The 25911-nt window shown below is 57.3% G+C and carries 16 protein-coding genes; 13 read left to right on the top strand and 3 right to left on the bottom strand.

Annotated features, from left to right (window positions below):
- Positions 1-10: 10 nt before the first annotated feature.
- From AC0YNU_RS26540 to AC0YNU_RS26510, 7 genes are all read left to right on the top strand, one after another.
- A complete protein-coding gene (locus AC0YNU_RS26540; RefSeq protein ID WP_475761888.1) occupies positions 11-2761 on the top strand; it encodes a sensor histidine kinase in 2751 nt (916 codons plus the stop codon).
- Between the two features lie 148 nt (positions 2762-2909).
- Positions 2910-5102, top strand: coding sequence for an RICIN domain-containing protein (locus AC0YNU_RS26535; RefSeq protein WP_475761886.1), 2193 nt, complete (start codon positions 2910-2912; stop codon positions 5100-5102).
- 206 nt (positions 5103-5308) lie between these two features.
- Positions 5309-6754, top strand: a complete 1446-nt coding sequence (locus AC0YNU_RS26530) for an ABC transporter substrate-binding protein (protein WP_475761884.1) — start codon at positions 5309-5311, stop codon at positions 6752-6754.
- Between the two features lie 81 nt (positions 6755-6835).
- Positions 6836-7735 (top strand): carbohydrate ABC transporter permease, encoded by a 900-nt coding sequence (locus tag AC0YNU_RS26525; RefSeq protein ID WP_475761882.1) that lies wholly within the window; start codon positions 6836-6838, stop codon positions 7733-7735.
- A 7-nt stretch (positions 7736-7742) separates the two neighbouring features.
- On the top strand, positions 7743-8576 hold the full coding sequence (locus tag AC0YNU_RS26520) for a carbohydrate ABC transporter permease (RefSeq protein WP_475761880.1): 834 nt from the start codon (positions 7743-7745) through the stop codon (positions 8574-8576).
- Positions 8577-8703: 127 nt separating this feature from the next.
- On the top strand, positions 8704-10413 hold the full coding sequence (locus AC0YNU_RS26515) for an amylo-alpha-1,6-glucosidase (protein WP_475761878.1): 1710 nt from the start codon (positions 8704-8706) through the stop codon (positions 10411-10413).
- 176 nt (positions 10414-10589) lie between these two features.
- Complete coding sequence (locus AC0YNU_RS26510) at positions 10590-13640, top strand: glycoside hydrolase family 2 TIM barrel-domain containing protein (RefSeq protein ID WP_475761876.1); 3051 nt, start codon at positions 10590-10592, stop codon at positions 13638-13640.
- 237 nt (positions 13641-13877) lie between these two features.
- Here the strand turns inward: AC0YNU_RS26510 and AC0YNU_RS26505 are convergent, their stop codons facing one another.
- Together AC0YNU_RS26505 and AC0YNU_RS26500 are read right to left on the bottom strand one after the other, a co-directional pair.
- A complete protein-coding gene (locus AC0YNU_RS26505; protein ID WP_475762023.1) occupies positions 13878-14834 on the bottom strand; it encodes an aldo/keto reductase in 957 nt (318 codons plus the stop codon).
- Positions 14835-15082: 248 nt separating this feature from the next.
- Entirely contained in the window at positions 15083-15955 is an 873-nt protein-coding gene (locus AC0YNU_RS26500; protein ID WP_475761874.1) for an aldose epimerase family protein, read from the bottom strand.
- Positions 15956-16178: 223 nt separating this feature from the next.
- On the opposite strand from AC0YNU_RS26500, the gene AC0YNU_RS26495 reads away from it, so the two are divergent.
- The 5 genes from AC0YNU_RS26495 (at position 16179) to AC0YNU_RS26475 (ending at position 20565) form a co-directional block, all read left to right on the top strand.
- On the top strand, positions 16179-16499 hold the full coding sequence (locus AC0YNU_RS26495; protein ID WP_161703848.1) for a PadR family transcriptional regulator: 321 nt from the start codon (positions 16179-16181) through the stop codon (positions 16497-16499).
- Entirely contained in the window at positions 16496-17053 is a 558-nt protein-coding gene (locus tag AC0YNU_RS26490) for an HAAS signaling domain-containing protein (RefSeq protein ID WP_475761872.1), read from the top strand. Before AC0YNU_RS26495 ends, AC0YNU_RS26490 begins: the two co-directional genes overlap by 4 nt.
- A complete protein-coding gene (locus AC0YNU_RS26485; RefSeq protein ID WP_475761870.1) occupies positions 17050-18003 on the top strand; it encodes a DUF4097 family beta strand repeat-containing protein in 954 nt (317 codons plus the stop codon). Before AC0YNU_RS26490 ends, AC0YNU_RS26485 begins: the two co-directional genes overlap by 4 nt.
- Before the next feature lie 186 nt (positions 18004-18189).
- Positions 18190-19095: a multicopper oxidase family protein gene (locus AC0YNU_RS26480; RefSeq protein WP_475761868.1), complete on the top strand. Its 906-nt coding sequence runs from the start codon at positions 18190-18192 to the stop codon at positions 19093-19095.
- 24 nt (positions 19096-19119) lie between these two features.
- The gene (locus tag AC0YNU_RS26475; protein ID WP_475761866.1) at positions 19120-20565 is read left to right on the top strand and encodes an HD-GYP domain-containing protein; all 1446 of its coding nucleotides are present in this window, start codon (positions 19120-19122) and stop codon (positions 20563-20565) included.
- 312 nt (positions 20566-20877) lie between these two features.
- Here the strand turns inward: AC0YNU_RS26475 and AC0YNU_RS26470 are convergent, their stop codons facing one another.
- Positions 20878-21771, bottom strand: coding sequence for a helix-turn-helix domain-containing protein (locus tag AC0YNU_RS26470; protein ID WP_475761865.1), 894 nt, complete (start codon positions 21769-21771; stop codon positions 20878-20880).
- A 143-nt stretch (positions 21772-21914) separates the two neighbouring features.
- Here AC0YNU_RS26470 and AC0YNU_RS26465 point away from each other — a divergent pair, with 143 nt between their 5' ends.
- Entirely contained in the window at positions 21915-25820 is a 3906-nt protein-coding gene (locus AC0YNU_RS26465; RefSeq protein WP_475761863.1) for an ATP-binding protein, read from the top strand.
- The last annotated feature ends 91 nt before the right edge of the window (positions 25821-25911 follow it).

Here is a 25911-nt window from a genome sequence, read left to right as displayed (position 1 = left end):
GGGAGACGGCATGCTTAAACGGTTTGGACCGACGCTGAGGCGGATCGTTATTCTCTCGGCGGCGCTTACCCTGGTTACGCAGCTCGCGCTGGCTTATATCGGGCTGACCTACATGAACACCATCGATAAGTCGCTGCACGAGAAGCGTTCGCAGGATATCCTGTATCAATTTCAGCAAAACGTGATCGTTCAACTGAACGATATCGATAATTTGATGCTGCTCCTCCAGACGCCGGAGTTCAGCGACTATTATAAGAATCTCATGCGGCTTCGCGACGATGACGTCGCGGCCTTGGGCATGCGGCAGCTGCAGGAGAAATTCAATACGCTGGATCTCTCGACCGAATCGGTGCAGGCGGTGTATTTTCTGTCGCAAAGCTTCGTTCAGCGTTCCCTGGTGCAGAAAATCCAATCCGCCTCGTTCATGGACCTGCCGATGCTGGATCAAGACCGGCTGCATTATTCCAGGCTGGACAAGCTGATTTTGCCTGACCGCGAGCAGCTGACGAAGTATTCGAAGACGGACTTTGCGAAGTGCTTCACCACCGACAATCCGATGCTCGAGAAGGCGGACATCAAGCAATTAAAGGCGTTCATGGCGGAAATTCAAGATCGGCTTGTCTTCTCGAACGGCAACGAGAACGGCGTCCTTACGATGATCGTGCTGAGCGACCGTTTCTTTCAGCAGGCCATTCCCGACAAGTCGCCGGAAGGGACCTATTACTCCGTCATCGGCAAGGACAATCGTTTGCTGTGGACGACGGCGCCTTCGAATCCGCTCAAGCTGACGGAACAGAACGATGCTGCTTCTCCGGGGGACAAGGAACAGAAACCGTCTGCCTCGTACAACAATGTGATCAAAGAGCTGCTTCCGTTCAACCTGAGCATCGTATACACCGACAAGGCGGCCGGAGCCAGCACGCTGCGCGACGAGCGCATTTATCAGATGGCGGTTCTATCGGTCCTGACGCTGCTCGTCACGGTGCTGTTCAGCTACTTCTATTTGAAACAGGTGTTCAAGCCGTTCCGCATGATTTCCAAACAGATCAAGAACTTCACCCTCAGCAGCGAGTGGCTGCTGAACTCCCTGCCGGAGGACCTGATCAAGAAGGGCTTTCATGCCGTTTCGATGCGCAACAAAATCATTCTCGTCTTGATCCTGGCTGTCGGCATCCCCGCCGTGGCGGACGGAATTCTGTACAGCTGGATATCGAAGCACGACATTCAGCGCGAGGTGAAGGCCTCCGTCGACGTGACGGGGCGATTCTCCGAAGTCAGCATCCGCAACCGGCTGCAGTTTACGGAAACGATCCTGAAGGAAATATCCGCGAGCCGGCAGCTGCAGGACTACGTCACGAACAATTATACGACTCCGCTGCTCATGGGAGGGCTTACGACGAATCTGCTCATGTTTCCGGGGTTGAACGATATCTCGTACTTCGTCCTGCTCGACGAGAACGGGAATTGTATCTATTCGTCGATCTTCTCCAACAACAAGAGCGCATTCAATACCGACAAAGCCTTCTTGACGGACCGGTCAGAACCTTATTGGATTACGAATTACAATAACGTCTTCAATCCGCTGTCGATGGCGCTCGTGAAAAGGCTGGATGGACCGGGAGTCAACGGGGAAGCGACGTATCTCCTCATGGTTCCGAAGCAGTCGATATTCGAGAATATCGATTCGGGATTGATTAATACATCGTACGTGATTTCCGACGCCAAGAGCCATCCGATTTATGAGTCGCGCCTGCGCACCATCAGCGAAGCACCCGGACAGCATTATTTTGCAAGCAGCATTCCGAACACGGATTGGAAGCTGACGATCGGCTTCGTCTTCAATGACGTGCTCGAGAAGAATCGGGAATACCAGGAGCAATTCCTGCTCTTCACGTCCATCGTTCTGCTGCTGTCGGTCGTGGTGGCGGTCGCGATCGCGATCCAATTGGTCAAGCCGATCCATCGGCTGAAGGAGACGATGCTGCGGGTCGGCGAAGGAGATCTGTCCTTGCGCTTGGATGACTTCGATCATACGGAGATCGGCGGCATCGTGCGCAGCTACAACCGGATGATCGATCAACTGGACCGCGTCATGCGAGAAGAAAACGAGCTGATCGCCATGAAGACACGGGCGGAGCTCGATATGCTGCAGGCCCAGATCAATCCGCATTTTCTGTACAACACGTTGGAAGTTATCAATATGCGCAGCATGAAAAGCGGCAATCTCGAGGTGAGCGCCATCGTCGGCGCGCTGGCGGACTTGTTCCGCTACAGCATCGCCAAAGGCTCGGGGATCGTGGAGCTGGAGAAGGAGCTGGCGCATGTCGCCAATTACGTGACCATTCAGCAAATCCGCTTCGGGCACAGCTTCGAGGTGAACTACGAGGTGCCGGATGAACTGCGGGGCAAGCCGATCGTGAGATTCGTGCTCCAGCCGATCATCGAGAATGCGATCAAGCATGGCTTCCAGGGGTGGGAAGAGGGCGGTCTCATCGTCGTCTCGGCATCGGAGGAGAACGGCTATCTGAAGGTGAGAATCGCCGATAACGGCATCGGCATGGACAAAGAAACGCTGGAGCATGTGAGAACGGACCTGCAGCGGGAATACGGCAAAGAGCAAAGCGACGAGAACGGCATCGGGCTGCGCAACGTCTACCAGCGGCTCAGGCTGATCTACAAGGAACAGATGTCCATGACGATCGAAAGCAGCGAGATGAGAGGGACGGCAATCACGCTGAGCGTGCCCTTGCAAAGTCCATAGGAAATACCGTACAAATCGGAAGATCGCCATATTATACGCTACCAGCCCCTGTGATATCCTGAATGCGAGTTCGGTTTCTAGGAGGGGGTGACCGCGAAATCAGGTACCATTGTAAACCCATTCTTTCGAAGAGGAGATGGAAATTGCAATGCGATTAAGCGGAAAGAAAGCGATGGTGAAATTGCTGTTAATTGCTCTGCTCTTGTCCGTGCTGCCGATCGCCTACGGCGTCGCGGAAGCTTCGCCGCTGCCGACCGGCTGGTCGAACGCGGACATCGGCACGACGGGAGTGGCGGGAAGCTCGGATTACAACACGACGAACGGAACGTTTACGGTAAAAGGCGCCGGCAGCGACGTATGGGGCAAGAACGATTCGTTCCAATTCGCCTCCACGCCGCTCAGCGGCGACGGCAGCATTATTGCCAAGGTCGCAACGATGCAGTATACCCAATCCTGGGCCAAAACCGGCATCATGATTCGCAATGACAATTCCACGGGCTCCGTCCAATTCTCGATTTTCTCGACGATGAACGGACTGCTCATGGTTTACCGGAACGCAGCCGGCACGGATGCGCAAGGCGTGCAGGTAGGCGGCGTATTCTCGCCGGTCTGGCTGAAGATCACGCGCGCGGGTAACGTGTTCACGGGCTATTATTCGACGAACGGCACGAGCTGGACGCAGATCGGCACCCCGCAGACGATCGCGATGGGTACCAATACGCTCAAGGGGCTGGCCGTAACCTCGACGGATACGACGCAGCTGAACACGTCCACGTTCACGGACGTCGACGGCACGTCGACGACGACGCCTCCGCCGACGGGCACGACGTATTACAAAATCCCGAGCCGCTGGCTGTCGACCCAGTATCTCTACGACGGCGGCACGCGGGTGAATTACGGAACGGGCAGCGGCGATACGTACCTCTGGAGCCTCGAGGACGTGTCCGGCGGCTACTACCGGATCAAGAACAAATCGACCGGCAAGTACATGGAGATCAGCGGCGGCGCGACGCAGGTCGTCTGTTCCAACATCGCGTCGACCAACACGACGAGCCACTGGGCGATCAACGTGGTAGCCGGGCAATTCTTATCGATCATGAACCGATCCAATAACGGGTTCCTCAACGTAGAAGATCAGTTCGGGTACCCGACGGCCAATCGGACATCGGTTCCAAGCGACAGCAACTGGTGGTCGGAACAGTGGAAGCTCCAGTATGACAGCGGTCCGACGCCGCCGGCGTTCTATCCGCAGAATATGGTGTCCGTCACTTCGCCGGCATACGGCGCGAACGTCAGCGGCAATACCACGATCAACATCGTGGCGCCGGGACTCACGACAGCGACCGCGAAGAGCTGGCTCCCCGGCGGCACGTACGGCTCCGACAGCACGGTCGCGACGGTGACGCTGGACGCTTCGGGTCACGGCTCGTTCGTCTTCCCGGCGAACAGCTATCCGCATGGTCCGATTTCGGTGCGCATCACGGGCACGAACGGCAGCGTGTCGGACACGAGCTACCTGCAGCTGTATAATACGGGCGGCGTGACCTGGAACGAAGGCATGCCGTCGGCGGCGCCGGCGCAGGCGAGCGGCATGTCGCTCGTGTTCTCGGACGACTTCAATACGATGCCTTCGATTTCGAGCAACGGCAGCGGCGCGACGTATGCCGCGCATAAGCCGGGCGGCGGCGACTTCGGTCTCATTCCGTTCGCCGATCCGACGGGCACGGGCAATCCGTTCTCCCAAGTCGGCACGTACCTGCGCATCCGCGCGGACGCCAACAAGAACACGGCAGGCTTGATCTCCTCGCTCAAGCTCGACGGCACGGGCATTACCGCCCAAGCGCCGGCGTACTTCGAAGCGCGCTTGATCGGTCCCTCCGCGCCAGGCAGCTGGCCGGCGTTCTGGCTCATGACGAAGAACACGTACCAAGGACTGTCCGTACCCGCGGATGAACTGGACACGATCGAAGCTTACGGCGGGGGCGGAGCCGGCAATCCGAACCAGGATTACGGCTACTGGACGTCCTCGCATACGTGGAACTATACCAGTACGGTTACGGGCGGCATCTATCAGCAGCAGCCGATGAACACGATCGGCGGCGGCGGAGGATGGGCCATGACGCCGCATGTGTACGGAACGAAGATTACGCTGACCGACACGATCTACTATCTGGACGGTATCGAGGTCGGCCGCCATCCGACGACGGATCTATCCAAGACGCAGCCGATGTTCTTCATGCTGAATCTGGCAGCCGGCGGCAACGGCTGGCCGATGGATCTATCCCGCTATAACGGCACGATCGATATGTACGTGGACTACGTCAGGGTTTATAAGCAATAACGCAAAGCTGCCGGCAGGCTTGCAAGATCTGCCGGCAGTCTTTTTTTGAGCGGATACCGGTTAAATTCTACCGGCGATCGCTGTCCGGAACACCATACGATTACCCCGTAAAATTGGAGGATCATCTTATACAAACGCTTACATTTCGCATGGTATCCTTAGTTCAGCAACAAATTATCAAGAGCTTCTCCAAGGGGGATAAGAAGTTGAGAAAATGGTCTATTATGCTGACGGCGGTTACAGCCGCTGCAGTGGTGTTATCCGGTTGCGGAAGCAACAACAACAACGGCGGAAATACGGCTGAGAACAATGGCGCCAATGCACCGGCAACGAACAACGGCGGCAACGCTCCTGCCAACAATGCAGGCACAGACAATGGCGGAGACAAGCCGGCAAGCGGGGAAGTCGTTACGATCCGCACGAGCATTTCCGACGGCGAGCTGTCCAAAGAGCAAATCGCCGAGTTCGAGAAAGAGCATCCGAACATCAAGATCCAAATCGATGCGGTCGACGCAACGAAATTGGCTGCGCAATTAGCAACGGGCGACGCGCCTGACGTTATCCGTCTGTCCGGGGTATTCGATCTTCCGGGCTATGTAATCAAAGGCATCGCGCTTGACCTGACGGACCGCATGAACACGAGCACCATCATCAAGCAGGACGATCTGCTTCCGATCTCGAACGTATACCGTTTCGACGGCAAGACGGTCGGCACGGGCCCGGTATACGGCTTGCCGAAAGACTGGTCCAACGACTATGCCATCTTCTATAACAAGAAATTGTTCGACGCTGCCGGCGTACCGGTACCGGATGCATCGAAGCCGCTGACGTGGCCTGAAGTGATGGATCTGGCGAAGAAGCTGACGATCAAAGACGGCGACAAAATCAAGCAATACGGTCTGGCTGCCAACGAATGGGGCAAAACGGAACCGAACTTCAATAACTTGCTCCAATACCTGCTTAGCGCAGGCGTGAACATCAGCTCGGACGACAACAGCTCCGTTGACTTCAACAAACCGGAAGTCAAAGACTACATCAACATGTGGGTAGACGCAGTGAAGAGCAACGTCGGACCGAACTCCGTCAACAATGACCAAACATCCGGCGGCGACCTCTTCTTCAAGGATCAAGTGGCCATGATCATCGACGGCTACTGGTACAGCGGCGCGATCCGCAACAACGAAGGCGCCAAAACGCATCTGCAAGACTACGGCATGCTGCCGACGCCGATCGCTCCAAACGGAGCTCGCGTAGCACCGACGGGCGGCGCAACAGGCGCTGTCATCAACAAAGCTACTAAACATCCGGACGAAGCATGGACATTCTACGAATGGTTCTTCGGCGGCAAACCTGCCGACGATCGTGCCTCGACAGGCTGGGGTCTCCCGGCGTTCAAGAGCAAAATGGAACTGCTGCCGAAGGTATCCGACTTCGACAAGCAAGTGAACACGGTGCTCCAAGACGAGCAAAACTACACAGGCCAATACCTGAACGTGAACCCGTACCTTGCGGGCGGCGGCTGGGCAATCTTCGATAAATACGTACAACCGCTCTACTTCGGCAAATCGAATATCGACGACGCGGTCGCTGGCATGACCAAAGACGCGAACGTTGCGATCCAAGAAGCGAAAGACGCAGTCGACAGCCAGTAAAACCTTCGACAACGAGTAAAGACTACCGGGGAGGGTTCCCAGCAGAACTCTCCCCTTCTTTGTCCATAAAGGAGTGGAATTATGAAGGAGAAGACGAAGCGTACAATCGCGTTCTATTCGATGATATCGCCGTGGTTCGTTGTTTTTATCATATTTGGTTTGTTTCCGATGCTGTACGGGCTTTATCTGAGCTTCACCAATTACTACGGATTTAATATCAAGCATCTGAAATGGACAGGGTTCCATAATTACCACAAGGTATTTACGGATTCCGATGCGATGTACTCGCTCGGCAGAACGTTGTACGTCACGGCCTTCAACGTACCATTGCAGGTGTTGATCGGACTCGGACTTGCGATGCTGCTGAGCAGACAGGTGAAAGGCGTAGGCATTTACCGGACGATTTTCTATCTGCCGTCCATCGTACCGCCCTTGGCCAGCGTCATCATGTGGAAGTTTATTTTCTCCAGCAACAACGGTATTTTGAACGGTATTTTGGATATGTTCGGTTTGCCGGCGGTGAACTGGCTTGGCTATGACTATGCCACAATGTCCCTGATTACCATGCTTATGTGGGGAGCGGGCGGCGGAGTGTTGGTTAATTTGGCGGGGTTGAAGGGCATTCCGCGCGATCTTTACGAAGCGGCTTCGATTGACGGCGCGACAACGTTCAGGCGGACAATCCACTTGACCATTCCGCTGATGACGCCGGTTATTTTCTTCAACGTTATCATGGGTATCATCGGCTCCTTGCAAATTTACATGCAGCCGATCTTGCTGAACGGTGCGGAGCTTCTCGCTCGTCCGATTCAACCGAACTACTTGTACTTCGTACACGCCTTCCAGCAAGTTTTCGCGTTCCAACGGTTTGCTTACGGCATGGCGCTGCTGTGGATTCTGTTCTTGGCTATTCTTGCACTGACGATTATCGTCTTCACGACGAGTAAATATTGGGTTCACTACGAAACGGATCAGGAGTGATAATGCCGTGAATACTTCAAACCCATCCCAAAAGGGAAGCCTTCCGTTATACGCGGCGTTGATTTTTTTCTCCATCATTTTCATATTCCCGTTATATATTGCACTGGCTAACGCTTTCAGTGATTGGAATACGACGCCGGGCTTGGTGCCTTCGGGCTTTAACCCGGAGAATTTCAAGTATGCGACGACGATGATCGATTTCTGGCATTTTTTCAAAAATTCAGTCATTCTTTGCCTTATCCCGCTCTGCACGTCCACGTTGACAAGCGGACTCGTCGGGTACGCCTTCGCGCGGATCAACGCTCCGGGACGCAGCTTGCTATTCATGATCGTGCTGTCGACGATGATGCTGCCCGGCATCATTACGCAAATTCCGCAGTACATTTTGTTTCATAACTACGGTTTGATCGATACATTTTGGCCTTGGATATTCTGGGGAATCGGGGGTAACGCGTTCTTCATCTTCCTGTATCGTCAGTTCTTCTCCGCGATTCCGAAGGAGCTGGAGGATGCGGCGAAAATCGATGGCTGCTCCATCTTCCGTACGTACTGGAACATCTTCCTGCCGATGTCGCTGCCTGTTATCGCGACCGTCTCGATCCTGACGTTCCAAGGTGCGTGGGGCGACTTCATGGGGCCGTTCATGTTCCTGAAGCAGGATCATTATCCGCTTGCCACCGCGCTCAGTACGATCAACTATACGGCTGAGGGCACGAAGCTGATCATCCAGCCGGTTGCCACGGCGGCGGCGATCATACTCATTATTCCTGTATTGATCACGTTCTTCCTTGGTCAACGTTATATCGTCGAAGGTATCGTAACGACGGGCGTAAAAGGTTAGGCCGGACATACGGCCGTACAAGGCGTGCACTGGGGTAACCGGTGCGCGCCTTGCGGTTTCGATGCGGCAGCATCGGATTAAGTAGGACCTATGCATTCATACAGTCGTGTAGGAGGATGAGTGATTTATGCACATTGATTTGACGAAGATGTCTTTCAGCCGTCCGGGCGCATGGCTTGAAATCGTGCGCAGGGACGGCTTTTATACGGCTGGCGGGCCGGGCATCTTTATGAGCACGCTGCAGAGTGACGCCAACCCGCGAGAGGCGTTCCAAGTGATTCCGCTCGATGGCGGCGGACAGCCGATGCCGTTCGAGGAAGAAGTTGTGCCAGCTAACGTAACGCTGCGCACGCAGGACGGCAAGGTGGAGCTATTGCTGGATGCGGAGGGGAATCTTCGGATTCGCGGAACGGCTGCAGGCTTCCGTCTGTACCGTCGAGAGCCGAACGACCGCGGCTACAAGGCCGATTATCCGTTCTTCTGCGGAGAGAACCGCATACAGGTCAATGCGTTCCGCTCGCGCAAGCAATATATGATCACGACGCTGCAGGGAAGCACCGGCATCGACGCGCCATGGGACGGCATTACGTGCGAGTCGATGACGCTTGATTTTCTTCCGGATGCGGCGAGCGGCACGGCCGAGATCGTGCTGGAACCGTTCGATACGAGCTGGCGCGAACGGAATTATCCGCAGAGCTTCGACGAATGCCTCGCCGAGTCGGAGCTGTCGTTCCGGGATTGGCTGGCGCTGTGCCCGACCGAGGATGCGGGTCATCCCAAGCTGCGCGAGCTGGCTGCGTATACGCAGTACGTACCGATCGTGTCTCCCTCGGGGCTGCTGACACGGAGGACGATGTTGATTTCGCCGGGATTCAACGGCGTTTGGAGCTGGGACCATTGCTTCAATGCCATGGCGCTTGCAAGGCTGCAGCCGGATTTCGCTTGGGATCAGCTGATGGTTCCGTTCGATTATCAGGACGAGAATGGCGCCATTCCGGATTTCGTGAAGAATCGGGAAATCGTCTGGAATTATACGAAGCCGCCCGTTCACGGCTGGGCGCTTCGGTACATGCTGGAGCACACGGATGGCATTACGAATGAACAGCTGGAGATGTTCTATCCGAAGTTGTCGGCTTGGACGGAATGGTGGTTCGCATCGCGCGATTACGACGGTAACGGCATTCCGCAATACAATCACGGCAACGACAGCGGCTGGGACAATTCGACGGTGTTCAGTAAAGCCGGCGCGGTGGAGAGTCCGGACTTGTCCGCCTTCCTCGTCATTCAGATGGAGGTGCTCTCGGAGGTCGCGGCCCGGATCGGCAAGCCGGATGAAGCGTCGGCATGGAAGGTACGTTCCGAGACCTTCCTTGCGCGGATGATCGATTACTTCTGGAACGGCGATAAGTTCATCGCGAAGCACTGCGCGGACGGCGAGACCATCGATACGGGAAGCCTTCTCCACTGGATGCCTGTCATTCTAGGCGCGCGGCTCCCGCAGCCGATCCTACAGCGGATGGCGGCCGAGCTTGGACCGGAAGGTCCGTTCCTGACGGAATGGGGACTGGCGACGCAGCGGCCGGACAGTCCGCACTACAGACCGGACGGGTATTGGCGCGGGCCTATTTGGGCGCCGACCGTGTTTATTATCGCGGACGGCTTGCGCCATGCGGGCGAGACAGTGTTGTCTAGCGAAATCGCGCGGCGTTTCGTCGCGCTATGCGCGAAGAGCGGCATGGCCGAGAACTTCGATGCGCTGAGCGGCGACGGATTGCGCGACCGGTTCCACACCTGGCCGGCCAGCGTCTATCAAATGTTTGCCGTTGATTTCGTGTAGGGAAAGACCGAATCGGCAGATCGAAGCGGCAATCGAAGTGACAGCACTCTTATTCAAATTCAGGAAAATTTACCCTGGTCAATCGGGGGCCTTGCTTCCATAATGACGATGTAATGATCGAAACGGAGAACGAATTGTTCGGCGCAAGCCGCTACTACGGAAAGGATGATTACAGCATGATCGCAATCGAACGTTATTGGGAAAATCCGGAGAAGCTTCAAGTCAATCGCGAGGCACCTCGTGCGTATTACGTACCTTATCAGGACGCCGCTTCGGCGAAGCGCCGCAAACGGGGGCATTCCCCGTTCTATCGGACCTTGAACGGCAATTGGAAGTTTCAATATCATGCATCGGTGCAAAACGTCGAGGAGCGTTTCTGGGAAGAAGCCACGGACATCGCCGCCTGGGATGACCTGATCGTCCCTTCCTGCTGGCAGACGAACGGATACGACCAAATGCATTACACGAACGTGGCCTATCCGATTCCGTGCGATCCGCCCTATGTGCCGGACCAAAATCCCGCAGGTCTGTATGTCCGCGAGTTCCAGCTCGGAGACGATTGGAACGGCAAAGAGCAATATGCCGTATTCGAAGGCGTCAACTCCTGTTTCTATGTCTGGGTGAACGGCGAATTCGTCGGATACAGCCAAGGCAGCCGCGTGCCGGCGGAGTTTCTCATTACGCCTCATGTGCGTCCGGGCCGCAACCGGATGGCGGTCATGGTATTGAAATGGTGCGACGGCACGTATATCGAGGACCAGGATTTGTGGCGGTATACCGGCATTTTCCGGGATGTGTATCTGCTCGCTCGGGACAAAGCGCATATCCGCGACGTATTTAACCGTCAGTCGTTCGAGGAAGGCTTCGGCCGCGCTTCGCTTGACGTCGAGATCGAAGCAACGGGCGATGTGCGCGCGAAAGCGGAACTTCGCGATGCCGGCGGCAGCCTGATTGCCGAAGGGACGGCCGATATCTCAGGTCAAGGGACGATTACGCTGAACGTGGACAAGCCGCTGCTGTGGACGGCGGAGACGCCGTACCTATACGATCTGGCGCTGCATTGCGGCGAGGAAACCTTGCTGTTCCCGGTCGGCTTCAAGACGGTCACGACGGACGGCGGCGTATTCCGGATCAATGGACAGGCGGTGAAGCTGAAGGGCGTTAACCGCCACGACTCTCACCCGAGCCTCGGCCAGACGATTCCGGTCGCGCATATGATCGAGGATTTGAACCTGATGAAGCGCCATAACGTGAACACGATCCGTACCTCTCATTACCCGAACGATCCTCGGTTCCTGGAACTGTGCAACGAATACGGCTTCTATGTCGTCGACGAAGCCGATCTGGAATGCCACGGCATCGGCATGGCGGAGGATTGGAAGGATGGCGCGTTCCATCGCTTATCCAACGATCCGGCCTGGAAGGCCGCGTTCGTCGAGCGCGCTTCCCGGATGGTGGAGCGGGACAAGAACCAGCCGTGCGTCGTCATGTGGTCGATGGGCAACGAGTCCGGCTACGGCCATAACCATATTGCCATGGCGGAATGGACGCGTAACCGCGATGCCTCGCGTCCTGTTCATTACGAGGGTGCGACCGTCGGCTATAAGGGCAGCGAGGACACGAGCAGCCTTGACGTCGAGAGCCGGATGTACGCTTCGCTGCAGGACATGGAGCGGTACGGGCAGGATCCTGCTCAAATCAAGCCGGTATTCCTCTGCGAATACAGCCATGCCATGGGGAACGGACCAGGCGATCTGCAGGATTATTGGGACATCATCTATCGCTACCCGAACCTGATGGGCGGCTGCGTTTGGGAATGGTGCGATCACGGCATTCCGCAGATCGCGGAGAACGGGCAGTCTTATTTTGCCTACGGCGGCGATTTCGGAGATAAGCCGAATGACGGCAACTTCTGCATCGACGGCCTTGTATCGCCGGACCGCAATCCGCATACGGGATTGCTGGAGCTCAAGAAAGTTATCGCTCCCGTACGCTTCGAGGCGGAGGATGCCGCGAGCGGCTTGGTGAAAGTGACGAACCTGCAGGACTTCATCGGCCTCTCCCAGTTCTCGCTGCATTGGAAGCTGGAGCGGGATGGCGAGCTGCTGCGCCAAGGCTGGGTCGACGGGCTTGAAGCCGCACCGCATGCCTCGCAGGTGATCGAACTGCCTTGCGGATGGGACGAATCAGCGGACGGCGCATGCGATCTTACGCTCTCCTGCCGCTTGAACCGAGAGACGGCGTGGGCGGAAGCGGGCTATGAGGTGACGTTCGAGCAATTCCGGCTCGGCACGATATCCGCTACTGCTCCTGCTACCGCGCTAGCCGGATCGAAAGCAACCGCAAGCGGCGCGGCTGCGTTGTCGGCCGAGGAGGACGGCAGCACGTTGAAGCTGAGCGGCCTTGATTTCAACCATATCTTCGATCTGCGTCAAGGGACGTTCACGGCGATTACGAAGAATGGCGTGAAGCTGATCTCGGAGCCGCTGCGTTTCCAAATTTGGCGCGCGCCGACGGACAACGACCGGGGCATTCGCACGGCTTGGGAGAACGAAGGCTTCCAGCGCGCGGAGATGAAGGTGTACGATTCCGCTTGGGAGCGCGGGGCCGACGGTACGGCTGCGATTCGCGTCCGTTTCTCGCTGGGCGGCTACATCCGGACTCCGATTCTGCAGGGCGAAGCGCTGTGGACCGTGGATGCGGCAGGCGTTATCCGCCTCCGCGCAGATATGCAAGTGAAGAACAGCGCAACCCATCTGCCGCGCTTCGGGCTTGAGCTCGTCATGCCAGCGGGCAGCGAAGCGGTGGAATACGTGGGCAACGGGCCGCATGAAAACTATATCGACAAGCGCCGCAGCGTTCGCCGGGGCAAGTATCGGACGACCGTGGACGGCATGTTCGAGTCGTACGTGAAGCCGCAGGAGAACGGCTCGCGCTACGGCACGGAGTGGGCGACCGTCACCAACGCGCTCGGCATGGGGCTGCGCCTGGAAGCGGCGGATACGTTCTCGTTCCAAGCGTCGCATTTTACGGCGCGGGACTTGACCGAAGCGACCCATACGCATATGCTTCGGCCGCGGAAAGAGACGATCGTGAACGCGGACTACCGCATGGGCGGCATCGGTTCGAACTCCTGCGGACCGGAGCTTAACGAACGTTACCGCTTCGACGAGAAGTCGTTCGCGTTCGAGCTGACCGTTCGTCCGGTGTTCGCGGAGGACGAATAAGAGGAGTAACGGACGAGCGTATCCGACGAGGGAGTTCAATTGGTAATAGAACTCGTCAAGAGTAATCGAATAGAGAGATCGATTCGAGACTGAAAATAGAAAAAGGGCCATCCCCGAAGCGCGTGCCGCTTCTTGGGGATGGCCCTTTTTGGATTCGAGTAGAGGAAATCGCGCGATGGAAAGCCGAGCATACGATTGCCGGGATCGGAATTATTGTTCAAGCACTACGCGGCCAGCCTAGCGCCGCCCGCACAGCTCCGAGAGCTCGGCAAGCTCGCGCAGCTCGTCCGGATGGAGCGCGAAGGTCATCGCGCGGACGTTCTCTTCCGCGTGATGAGGCTTGGATGCGCCGGGGATGGCAAAGACCGTCTCGCCGTTGGCATGAATCAGCCAGTTCAGCGCGACTTGGCTTGGCGACGCGCTGTATTTTCCGGCGAGATCGTCCAGGCGGTCGATCAGCGGCTGCGTCCGCTGCAGGCTCGCGGGCTTGAAGCTGCCCGAGAATTTGCGGGGACCTGCGATGCCTTTGACCAGCTCCGGATTCTTATGGAACTTGCCGCTCAGCAAGCCTTGCTCGAGCGGCGAATAAGCGATGATGGCGACGCCGAGCTCCTTGGCCGTATCCAAGATGCCGTTGCGCTCGATGCGCCGATCCAGCAGGCTGTATTTGACCTGATTGGACGTCAGTCGGAGTCCGTGCGCGCGCAGCGCCTTGTCCGCTTCGCGCATCTTCGCCGCGGAGAAATTGCTGACGCCGACATTGCGGATGAGTCCGGCCTTCGCCAGCTTCGCCATCTCGTTCATTTCGGCGCTCGCCGAGGAGAAGGAGTACGGCTGGTGCACCTGGTACAGATCGATCGGCCAGCCCTTCAGACGGCGGAGCCGCTCATCGATCGTGCGCGGAATGCTGCGTGCGGTTCGCATGATCGGCCACCATTTGGTCGCGACGCGGACGTTGCGGGGATTAGCTCCGGCTTCGTTCAGCGCCTTGGCCAGCGCTTCCTCGGATTGGCCGCCGCCGTAGACTTCCGCGGTATCGAACCAATTGATGCCGCCGGCCAGACTGATCCGCACGATCGAGACGATGTCGGCATCGTTCAGGACCGGCCAAAATTTGCCGACCAGCCCGCTGCCCTTGCTGAACTGCCAGCAGCCGAGGCCAAGGGGAGAGAGCTCCAAATCCGAGCTGCCCATCCGCCTTAGCGCTGCCCGCCCCGGGGCATTCGCCTGCGAGCTGTCCGCCTTATCCCAAGTTAGCTCCGTCTGGCCGGTTTGACCATGCTGCACCGCGTCCGTCTGCTCCGGTTCGATTGGTTCCGTTTGCTCCATGTCCGAATCTCCCTCTTTCCTCCATAGCTTCTTGCTGCCGCGAGCGCGGCGCACTGACCGTCATTTCCGACCAAGCCTACGTAAGCGAGTTGTCGATGCGACGAGGCTGCCGGTTAGCGGGAGAATCCGATGACCAGCTCAAGCGCCAGCTGTCCGCCGGACGCAAGCTCCGGCAGCTCGTCCCGCGTGTTCAAGGCGCTGTTCAAGGCCATCCACGGCTCCACGCATACGAATGGCGAACCGTTCACCTGCCAAAGCACCACGTATTTGAACGCGTCGCTGTAGGACAAGGTGATGGTGCCGCCTTCCGGCCCCGGAAAAGCAATGCGGCGCGCCGATGCGTCGAGAAGCGCAACGGATTCCTTAAGCCCCTCAAGCGAGATGCTGCCTTCGATCGGTTTGACGACATTGTCGTTGTAATCGAGGTATTTCGTCGCATCGGTGTCGTAGACGAGGTTCTTGCTTTCCGCGCGGAAGTACGGGTGGAAGCCCGCGTAGAACGGCATGCTGCGAATCGACAGGTTGCGGTAGAATTGGCGGATCCGCAGTTCGCCGTCAACCAGCGCATACGTGAAGAGCAGCTCGAACGCAAACGGATATTCCGCCAGCGTGCTGTCGTCATTGCGCAGGCGAACGGTCAGCGACGCTTCGCCGTCTTGGGAGACGGATACGACTTCCCAAGGACGATTGCGCGCGACGCCATGATTCCGCATCGCGTACGTTTCGCCTTTCCATTCGTACTGCCCGTCTACCAGCTGGCCGCAAATCGGGAACAGCACGGGATTGCCGCCCCGAATGTTCGTTTGCGGGTCGACGAACGTCGCCCGGTCGAAGTAGAACAGCTCTTCGCCATGCAGCTTGCAGCTGATCGCGATGGCGCCGCGCTCCGGACAGATCGTGACGGAGGAGCTTGTCTCCGCATCCTTCAGGGTATATAGAGGATATACGTCCTCATGCTGCGTAACTTCATATCGTTGGTGAGTCATTATGGTTGGCCTCCATCATTTTCAATTGAGATGAGAAAATCATACCATATTGTACGGTTCCGACTAAAGTGCCGGCAGAACAGGATGATTTTTTTAATCCACTATATTGCAATGATGAATAGCTGGTGATATAGTATAGCTAACAGAGCGATCGGCTCTTTATTTTTTAGCCAGCTATTCAACTATGATGAATACTCAACGATAACTAATAGGGGCGCTGCGAATGAATGTGCAATTTAAGAAGGGCGTGCTCGATCTGTGCGTGCTGGCCTTGACGGCTTGGGAGGACCGGTACGGCTACGAGCTCGCAGTGACGATGTCGTCGAAATTCGAGGTCGCGGTCGGCAGTGTCTATCCCCTGCTGAACCGACTGACGGTGGAGGGCTACTTCTCCACGTACCTCCAGGAATCGAGCGGGGGGCCGCCGCGCAAATATTACAAGCTGACGCCGCAAGGCCATGCCCATCTCATGGAGCTGATTCGCGAATGGCGAACGTTCTCCGTCGCGGTTGACGAACTCATTAAGGAAGGTGTAGAGCGATGATCAGAGAGCAGTATTTGGGTCACTTGTGGGAGCTGCTAGCGCCCGTGCCGGAGAAGCTGCGCCGGGAATGGATGTACGATTACGAAGAACATTTTCGCGTCGCGGCCGAGCTTGGACGCAGCGAAGAAGAGGCGGCAAGCGAGCTTGGCGATCCGAGGCTGATCGCGAAGGAGATGCTGCTGAATTACCGCGTCGACCAGGCGGGCACCAAGAGCGGCAGCATTACCCTTGTGTCTAGAGCGGTGTTCGCGGCCGTCAGCCTCGGATTTTTCAATTTGATTTTCGTACTTGGACCGTTCGTCGCGATACTCGGCGTGTTGATTGCGCTTTGGGCAACGGCGGTGGCAGTGGCATTCTCGTCCCTCATGGTCATGTACGAAGGCATATTCGGCTCTGCCGTTACCAGTGTGCAGGCGTCGTTCATCGCGCTGGCGCTGATCGGACTCGGCATGCTGATGGGGGCCGGCGTACACTGGCTGACAAAGGCTTTCGCCAAACTGACGCTGCAATACTTGAAATTCAATACTAAAGTGATAAGGGTGAAAAAAGGATGAGAAACTGGATCGTAGTCGGCCTCATTCTGTTCGTGATCGGACTGATCGGCGCCGCAGGCACGCTTGCCTACAACGGGGATTTCTCCTTCGGGACGGAGAAGGTCGAGAAGCAGCAATCGATCGCGGCGGACGGCATTCGCAACATCGACGTCAAGACCGGCAGCGTCGACTTGACGATCGTGCCCGGAGATGGCAATGAAGTGAAAGCGAGCCTGACGGGCCGCGCGAGCAAGAAGTATTTGAACAAATTGGACATTATACTCAAGAAGGACGGCGATACGCTCAAGGTCAGCCTCAAGGAACATTTCGGCTTCCAATTCGGTCTCAACATCATGAACGTCGATCTGAAGCTGGAAGTACCGCAGCAGCAATACGGCAAGCTGAAGCTGGACTCCGGCAGCGGCGACAATGCGATCGCAGCGCTCAAGACGGAAACCTTGGAGCTGGACGGAGGTTCAGGCGACGTGGACATCAACGGTCTTCAGAGCGGATCGATTACCGTAGTGATCGGCAGCGGCAACGTTGCGCTCCATGATGTAACCGCCGAGGACAATGTGACGCTCAAAGCTGGATCAGGCGACATGTCGGCAAACGGGCTCACGGCGAAACGATTGGATGTGGCTGTGAGCAGCGGAGACGTAGAGCTCGCGGATGCCGAGGCAGAGCTGTCGGTTAAGACCGGCAGCGGCGACATCTCGGTAGAAGGCAAGAAGCTGGATCATCCGGCTTCGCTCAAGACCGGCAGCGGAGACGTGGAAATTATGACCGACGAGAAGCCGGAAGATGTCGAGATCACTCACGACAGCGGCTCCGGAAATCTCGACAACGATTGGGACGGGGCCAAAAGCTCCACGGACGATGACGATGTCCGCCATCTCCTGTTCGGCAGCGGTTCGGTGCATGTGGATGTTCATACGGGCTCCGGAGATCTCGACGTCGGCAACCGGTAAATTCATTATGAGGGCTTTGCAAGGCCATTCCGGCTTGCGAAGCCTTTTTTTGCGACCACAGCACTACATTTTGGCTGCCGCACTGCCGATATTTTTAATGGAAGAACTATTTTTCACCGAAAGCTCTCATGTCTCGCGGCCGCTCCGCATACACTTCGTTGGTTATGACCAAGGGGGGATGGCGGAATGGTGGAATCACCGGATGTGCCGCTTTTGCCTTATGCGCTTCATCATGGCGTCAAGTGCTTCGAGCTGATCGCGCAGCCCGTTCGCCAGGAGCTGCTACCGGGTTTGTTCATGCAAGGCTACGGATATAACGGTTCGATCCCGGGACCGACGATCGTCGTGGAGCCGGGCGACAGGGTACGGATTCGCGTCGTCAATCTGCTGCCGGAAGCGACCAGCGTGCATTGGCACGGCCTTGACGTGCCGAACGCGATGGACGGCGTTCCGGGCATTGAGGCGACACCGCTCATTCAGCCGGGCTATTATGCGGACTATGCCTTTACGATCATTAATCCTCCAGGTACTCACATGTACCACAGCCATTACGAAACGATTCGCCAAGAGATGATGGGGCTGGGCGGTCTATTCATTATTCAGGACGCTAAGGAACTGGGTGTTGATCGCGATTACGCCTTCATGCTGCAGGAATTCGCGGTGGCCGGACTGCCGAAAGGCCAGCTGATACCGGGTACATACGCGGTGGATCCCTTATCCGACGGGTTTAATTTCTTCACGATGAACGGCCGCTGCTTCCCGAGCACGTCGCCGCTTCATGCCCGTCAGGGAGACGCGGTGCGGATCCGAATGGCCAACCTCGGCATGCAGGGGCATCCCATGCACCTTCACGGGGTACAGATGCTGGTCACCGCGCTTGACGGGAATGAGCTGCCGCCATGGGGCCGGCTTCTCAAGAGCACGGTGCTCGTATCGCCCGGCGAAACCCGCGACGTGCGATTTTCGGCTTGGAATCCGGGAAACTGGCCGTTTCACTGCCATATTCCGCATCATAACGCCAACAACTTCACGCTGCCGACAGGCGGCATGTTCACCACGATTCAAGTCAGCCAGGCGGGAACGATTACATGAGGGATGAAGGGGAGAATTCTGGTTATGCAGGTACGACGCAGCATCATTGGCCCAATACTGGCCGTCGCTCTTCCGATTGCCCTGTTCGAATGGTTCCGTTCGGACCAAGCTGCCGATATTACGCTGAAGGCGCCGCAGGGCCATTTTATTTTCGTTACCCTGGTGGCGGCGCTGGCTACGGTCGTGGCGGTAGCCGTCGGCATCACGGGGCAGCGGCTGCGCAACATTAAGGTCGGCTTCATGTCGCTTGCTTACCTATCGCTGGCAGGCGTCTTCTTGCTGCACGGATTGACGACGCCGGGCTTCGTCATTCATTCCGGCAATATGCCGGCCATGTTCGCGCAGCTGAGCATTCTGCTAACCTCCCTGTGGCTGTGTTTATCGTCCGTATCCTCGGATCATTGGCTTATTCGAAGGTTGTCCGCATGGCGGCAATGGCTCCTTCCCGGGTGGCTGCTGCTGCTGGTGCTGCTAGGCATGTATACGTTCTGGATGCCGCACGAGATGGGCATGCTGCCGATCAACAGCAACCCGTACAAATGGGTGGCGGTCATCATTACATGCTCGGCTTGCCTATGGACGATGTACCGCTATTGGCAGTCCTATCAGCATGCCGGATTTCCGCTGCAGCGCGCCATCGTCTACAGCGTGAGTCTCATTCTCGCGGCTCAATATATTATCGTGGAAGGCACTTCCTGGCATCTCAGCTGGTGGCTGTACCACCTGCTGCTGCTGGGCTCCATGCTGATCATGCTCGTCGGGCTGGTCCGGCAGTACTTCTCTCAAGGCTCCTTCAGCTCGTCGCTGCGCGTGCTGTTCCAATCCGATCCGCGCGCTTGGCTGGAGGCATGCAAGACGCCGAGCGTGAAGGCGCTGATCATGGCCACGGAGGCGCGGGACGCCTACACCGCCGGACACAATAACCGCGTGGCGCTATACGCCCTTCGCCTCGGCGAGGAGATGAAGCTGACCAAGGACGAGCTGCGCGCCATCGCCCAAGGCGGCGTCGTTCACGACGTGGGCAAGCTGAAGGTGCCGGACGCGATTCTGAACAAAGCCGGCAAGCTGACGCAGGAAGAACGCCTTATCATCGAACGTCATCCCGTGTCGGGCTACGACATGTGCAAGCAGCTCGGATTTCTGGGCGACGAGCTGTCCGTCATCCGTTCGCATCATGAGAAATGGGACGGCACCGGCTATCCCGACCGTCTGAGCGGATTGACGATTCCGCTGCTCGCGCGCGTCACGGCCGTCGCCGACGTCTATGATGCACTTACGTCTTCTCGTTCCTACCGGCAGGCGATGTCGCATGAGGAAGCCATGGCCATCATCGTCGAAGGCAGCGGTGTTCATTTCTGTCCGACATGCGTGAAGGCTTGGCAGCGTCTTGCTGCCGTGGATGCCGATTTCTTTGCCGAAATCGCCGCAAGCAGCCGCTCGCTCCGACTGGTGCATCGCGCGGTGCAATAACAAGGCAACAGGGAAACGGCAGAGGAAATAGCAAGTTTGTGTAGAACACAAGGCAGCAAACACCAACAAATGCAACGTAATAGCGAGGCTGTACCGCAAACCTATTTTATGCCGCGGTACCGGCAACTCGTCGTCCCGCGAATCAACGCTTTAATGCTGAATCCCATGAACCAAGCAACGCTGTAATGCTTAATCCCATAAACCGAGCAACGCTGTAATGCTGAATCCCATAAACCGGGGAACGCTTTAACGCACTAAACCGCGGAGACGCAAGTTTCCGCGGTTTTGCCGATTCAGCGATTATTTTGCTTTTCAGGGCCAAATATCCTGGGGCGAAACCTTTAACGCGTTTGCGATGAGCAGTGCCGTTTGACGTTGGGGGCGATTGATTTTGCCGTTGCGGAGCTTGGAGATGGTTTGCATCGATATTCCGGTTTCGGACGATAGCTGCTGGGCAGACATATAGCTTCGCGCCATCAGCACTTTCAAGGTAACGGAGGAATCAACGGGGGCTGTCTCGAATCCGGCAACCGGTTGAATATGCGATACGACGAAGGCGATGTTCTTCAGACTGCCGTCCCCATGGTAGAACGGCCGATACGTGACATGCAGTTCCAACTGGCCGGAGCCGGTTAGATCCTTGGTGCGGACAATGATGTGATCCGTGCTGCGGTTCTGAACGGTCTGCCTCAACAGGGAGAAAATGCGTTCCCTTTCGTCGTCCTGCACGTAATCGTTAATAAAGGCTTCTACGGGGAACAGGGGATCGAAGACGGGCGCCGGGTAGTACTTGAAGTAACGTTCGATGATGAATCTGTCGTTCAAGATACCGGTTATCAACACTTCGCGAGCTTCGCTCATACGATCGATCCAGCATTTGGCGCTGATATCCTCGACCGTCAGCAGGAAGGCGGCATCGTCGGTATCCCCCAGCGCCTCACAGGTCAATCGAAGGCGCAGCGGATCATCGCCGGCCAAGTGCTGAAGCAGGGAGGTCTCTTGCTGATCGAGCGACAGCAGCGTGCTTCGGTCCCATTCGGTGAATAGCCGGTCCGGCGGCAAACCTTCCAGCATTTCGCCGGAGAAGCCGACCAGTCTGGAGAAGGCTTTGTTCGCGAGATTAAAGTGACAATCGTCGTCTTGTCCGACGACGACAACGGCTAGCGGCGTCTTTAAGTTCTGAAAAACAACGGTAGAAAGCGTCATGCGGCGTTCCCCTCGCAATCTATTGCTAGTCTAGCTTATAGAACAGTATAAGAGCGGAACTCCTACTTTTCAACCAGAAACAATGAATAAAGGTCGCGATATTGAATGCGGCCTGGATATTTAGACCCGCAGGAGGGTTAATTTTGGTTAAATTCTCGCTTCGAACGAAAGCGCTGGTCCTTATTTTGCTGGTGACCGCTGGCGCGCAGTCCATTGTCGGCTATGGGAATTACTCTGCTGCCAAAAGCACGATCATCGATACGACGATCGATAAAGCCAGCACGAAAGTGCAGAACACGGCGGACAAGCTGGCGGCCTGGATCGCTACCCGCCGCGCGGAGGCGGAGGTGATGAGCCGTACCGAGAAGGTGCGGTTCGGCACTGGACCCGAGCGGCTCGCTTATTTTCGCGGCGAGCTCGAACGCTCCGGTTCCCCATTCGTTACGATCGGCTTCGCCGATCCCGCCGGGCGCGCGGAGCTGAGCAGCGGAGAAGTCATAGCGATCGCCGGCGAGCCGTCCTTTGCCGCCGCGATGCAAGGCAAAGTCGAGGTGACCGATCCGTTCGTTCGCCAATCCGGGGGCGCCAGCATCATCGTCATCCAGGTGCCCGTCTATGGGAAGGACAACGGGATTATCGGCGTCCTGGATGCCGTGATGTCCGCGGAGCGCATATTCAAAGAGCAGCTGCATGTCCGCATAGGCGAGAGCGACGGCGTGTTTCTGTACAATAACGGGTCGTCGATGATCGGGCAAGGCGGCCAGCTGGAAGAATCGGATTCGTTGTTATCCCCGGACCTGTCTCCGTCGACGCTGGAGGAAATGCGTACGAAGCTAAGCGGCTATGCCAGATTGAAAGGGGAATCCGGCGACTCCTTCCTCTTCTACGGGGCGGTGGAAGGGACGGCATGGCATATCGCCCTGAACGTGCCGCTGCATGAGATCGAAGCGCCGCTGTCTGGAATCAAGCGGCATTCGATTCTGTCCATCGCGATCGCGGAGGCCGTGCTGACCCTGCTGTTCTTCCTGTTCTCGCAGCCGATCATTTCGCGCATCAAACGAATTCTCAGCGTGACGGAGGCGGCGGCAGCCGGGCGCTTCGACGTCAATAACGTGCCCGACGAGGGCGGGGACGAGCTGTCCCAGCTGTCGAATTCCGTGAACCAAATGAAGCTCCACCTGAGCGGGATGTTCGGCCAGATGGACGCCATGATCAACCAAAATCAATTCATGTTCATCGTACTGGACAGCGATTATCGCGTCACCTACTTCAGCAAAACGGCGGAACAGCTGCTCGGTTACAAGGCGGAGGAAATGCTGCATAAGGCTACGGCGCTGACCTTCATCGACCCGCAGGACATTGCCAAGGAAGCAAGACGGCTCAGCGGCAAATACGGCCGGCATATTCCGCCGGACATTACGGTGTTCGAGTTGCTGCGCAAGGAGCAGTTCACCTACGAGCGCGAGTGGAATTATATCCGCAAGGACGGCACGCGATTGCCGGTCGCCCACAGCTCGAATGGCATGCGGGACCGGGAAGGGCGATTTATCGGCATAGCGGGCATCGCGCGCGATATTACGGAGCAGAAGCAGGCCGAGAATGTCCGCAACCGGCAGCTGAAGGTAATGGGCGCGGCCAAGGATTTGATTGCCACGTTCGACGAGCAAGGCCAGATGCTCTACATCAATGAGGCGGGCAGGACGCTGCTCGGGATGAAAACCTTCGGGACGAAGGACATGGACGAGGTACCGAAGCGCACGATCGCCGAGCTGCTTGACGGCATCGAGGATGCGCGCGCCATCGGCTATCAGGAGAAAGAGGCGCTGCTTCGCACGCTGCAGGGGGCCTTCATTCCCGTGTCCAAAATCTTGGTCGTCCACCGCGACGATCTTACGGGGGAAGTGTTCTACTCGTGCATCGCCAGGGATATCTCCGAAGCGAAGCGCGTGCAGTTCGAGCTCGAGCAGGCCAAGCGCGAAGCGGAGAGCGCGAACGTCGCGAAGAGCCACTTTCTGGCGCAGATCAGCCACGAGATCCGGACGCCGCTTGCCGGCATCATCGGCCTGACGGGACTGATGCAGAAGACGGAGCTGACGCCTCTTCAACTGGACTACTTGCATAAAACGCGGGATTCGTCCGAGGCGCTGCTGGCGATCATCAACGATATTTTGGACTTCTCGAAGGTTGAAGCGGGCCGGATCGAGCTCAATGAAATGCCGTTCGATCCGTATAGTCTCATTCAGCGGCTGACGGAGCTGCTCGGCGTATTCGTCGGCGGCAAGGAGCAGTTCCAGTTTATTGCCGAGACGCCGAAGCTGCTGCCGCAATTGTTGATTGGCGACTGGCTGCGTATCGAGCAGATTTTGCTCAATCTCTGCATCAATGCCATCAAGTTCACGGAGAGCGGCTATGTCCGGCTGCGGCTGCAGGCGCTGCCCGGCGAGGAGGGGGACGGAAGCCGCGCCAGCATTGCCTTCACCGTCGAGGATACGGGAATCGGCATGACGGAGGAGCAGCAGAGCAGGTTGTTCAAGCCGTTCGTGCAGGCAAACGCGGAGACGAACCGCAAATACGGCGGCACTGGGCTCGGCCTGGTCATCGTCAAGCGGCTGGTCGAACTCATGGGCGGCACCATTCAAGTAAGCAGCGAGATCGGCAAGGGCAGCGTGTTCTCCTTTACGCTGGATATGGCTGTCGCCGAGCCGCCGCTTCCGAACCGATTCGTCATTGAATCAGGCAGCGAGTGCTCCGTGTGGGTCGTCGAGAACCATGCGCTTATGAGCGAGCGCCTCTGTACCGTCCTCGAGGACAGCGGGCTGCTGCCGATTCCGCTGTGGTCCTGGAAATCCGCTCATGAGCGGCTGACCAGGTCCGGTATCGGCGTCCGGCCGTTCGCGATGCTGCTGGATTTCGAGATGCCGGATATGTACGCGGAGGAAACCTGGTACGCGATGCATGAGACCGCGAAGGAAGCAGGGGTCAAAACGATTGCCCTCACGACCGCGTACGGCCGAGAGGAGCTGCTGAAGCTGCCTGCGGAGAACCGGCCGGATGCAATCCTCGTCAAGCCTGCCACGCGCATCAGTTTATACCAATCCCTGTTGACCTTGTTCGACCGGACGGAGCCCGAGGCCGCGGCCGGATTGGAGGAAACGGTCTCCGCGGCCGTCATGCCGGAGCGCTTGGACGGCACGATTCTGCTTGCCGAGGACAACATCATCAATCAGCTCGTTGCGGTCGAGCAGCTGCGGGAGTGGGGCCTCGGCGTCGATGTCGCGGAAAGCGGAACCGAGGTGCTTCGCATGCTGACCGCCAAGCGCTACGATCTGATTCTGATGGACATCCATATGCCGGAAATGGACGGCGATGAAGCGGCCCGCATGATCCGCCTGGACTCCAAGTACGACCGTATTCCCATCATCGCGCTGACGGCGAATATTATGCAGGAGGACCACGACCGCTATATGCAGCTGGGCATGAACGACGTGTTGACGAAGCCGGTCGACCCCGCCATGCTGATGCGGGCAATGGTCAAATGGCTCCGATACGGCAAGGAGCCGCGCATCGACGCGGCGAAGAGCAAGCCAAACGAGACGGCCAAGGGCAAGCTGAAGGAACGGGAGACGGCCAGCACGGTCTATGTGCCGGTTCCTGCGGAAGGCGAAGATTGGCTCGAACAGGGCATCCCGGGCTTGCGGCTGGACGAAGCGCTGCAGCGAGTGAACGGCAAGCGGGATATTTTGGCCCATATGCTGAAGCTCTTCGTCAAGGACTACCGAACCTTCGGGGAGCGTCTGCAGGAGGCGCTGCAGGCTGGCGATTATGCGGCTGCCCGCCGGATGGCGCATACGCTGAAAGGCGTCGCGGGCAATTTGTCCGCGGATGCGTTGTCCGCAGCCGCGCAGCAGCTGGAGCGGGTGTTGAAGGCTGCTGGCGAAGATCGGCCCATGCCCGAGCTTTCGGCTGCGGCAGCCGAGGCGGAGGAAGCGCTGCGGCGGCTTTTGGAAGAAATCGCGGCTGTCCCGGCCATTTCCGATATCGTTCCCTAACAATTTTCTAACATTCTATTGTTGGGTAGATCTTCCTATTGTATATTTAAATCAATAGAACGCGCCTGGCTGGTTCTCCGCGTTTGAGTTG

It is taken from the genome of Paenibacillus sp. J31P316 (genome assembly GCF_056269105.1).
Note: the sequence above shows the minus strand (reverse complement) of the source record. Positions and strands in the feature narration are given on the sequence as shown.

What these genes read in the sequence shown, in the direction of transcription:
- AC0YNU_RS26515 (WP_475761878.1), top strand. Translation starts at nt 8,704, where the DNA reads ATGCACATTGATTTGACGAAGATGTCTTTCAGCCGTCCGGGCGCATGG.
- AC0YNU_RS26505 (WP_475762023.1), bottom strand. Translation starts at nt 14,834, where the DNA reads ATGGGCAGCTCGGATTTGGAGCTCTCTCCCCTTGGCCTCGGCTGCTGG.
- AC0YNU_RS26540 (WP_475761888.1), top strand. Translation starts at nt 11, where the DNA reads ATGCTTAAACGGTTTGGACCGACGCTGAGGCGGATCGTTATTCTCTCG.
- AC0YNU_RS26495 (WP_161703848.1), top strand. Translation starts at nt 16,179, where the DNA reads ATGAATGTGCAATTTAAGAAGGGCGTGCTCGATCTGTGCGTGCTGGCC.
- AC0YNU_RS26485 (WP_475761870.1), top strand. Translation starts at nt 17,050, where the DNA reads ATGAGAAACTGGATCGTAGTCGGCCTCATTCTGTTCGTGATCGGACTG.
- AC0YNU_RS26535 (WP_475761886.1), top strand. Translation starts at nt 2,910, where the DNA reads ATGCGATTAAGCGGAAAGAAAGCGATGGTGAAATTGCTGTTAATTGCT.
- AC0YNU_RS26490 (WP_475761872.1), top strand. Translation starts at nt 16,496, where the DNA reads ATGATCAGAGAGCAGTATTTGGGTCACTTGTGGGAGCTGCTAGCGCCC.
- AC0YNU_RS26510 (WP_475761876.1), top strand. Translation starts at nt 10,590, where the DNA reads ATGATCGCAATCGAACGTTATTGGGAAAATCCGGAGAAGCTTCAAGTC.
- AC0YNU_RS26475 (WP_475761866.1), top strand. Translation starts at nt 19,120, where the DNA reads ATGCAGGTACGACGCAGCATCATTGGCCCAATACTGGCCGTCGCTCTT.
- AC0YNU_RS26480 (WP_475761868.1), top strand. Translation starts at nt 18,190, where the DNA reads ATGGTGGAATCACCGGATGTGCCGCTTTTGCCTTATGCGCTTCATCAT.
- AC0YNU_RS26470 (WP_475761865.1), bottom strand. Translation starts at nt 21,771, where the DNA reads ATGACGCTTTCTACCGTTGTTTTTCAGAACTTAAAGACGCCGCTAGCC.
- AC0YNU_RS26525 (WP_475761882.1), top strand. Translation starts at nt 6,836, where the DNA reads ATGAAGGAGAAGACGAAGCGTACAATCGCGTTCTATTCGATGATATCG.
- AC0YNU_RS26500 (WP_475761874.1), bottom strand. Translation starts at nt 15,955, where the DNA reads ATGACTCACCAACGATATGAAGTTACGCAGCATGAGGACGTATATCCT.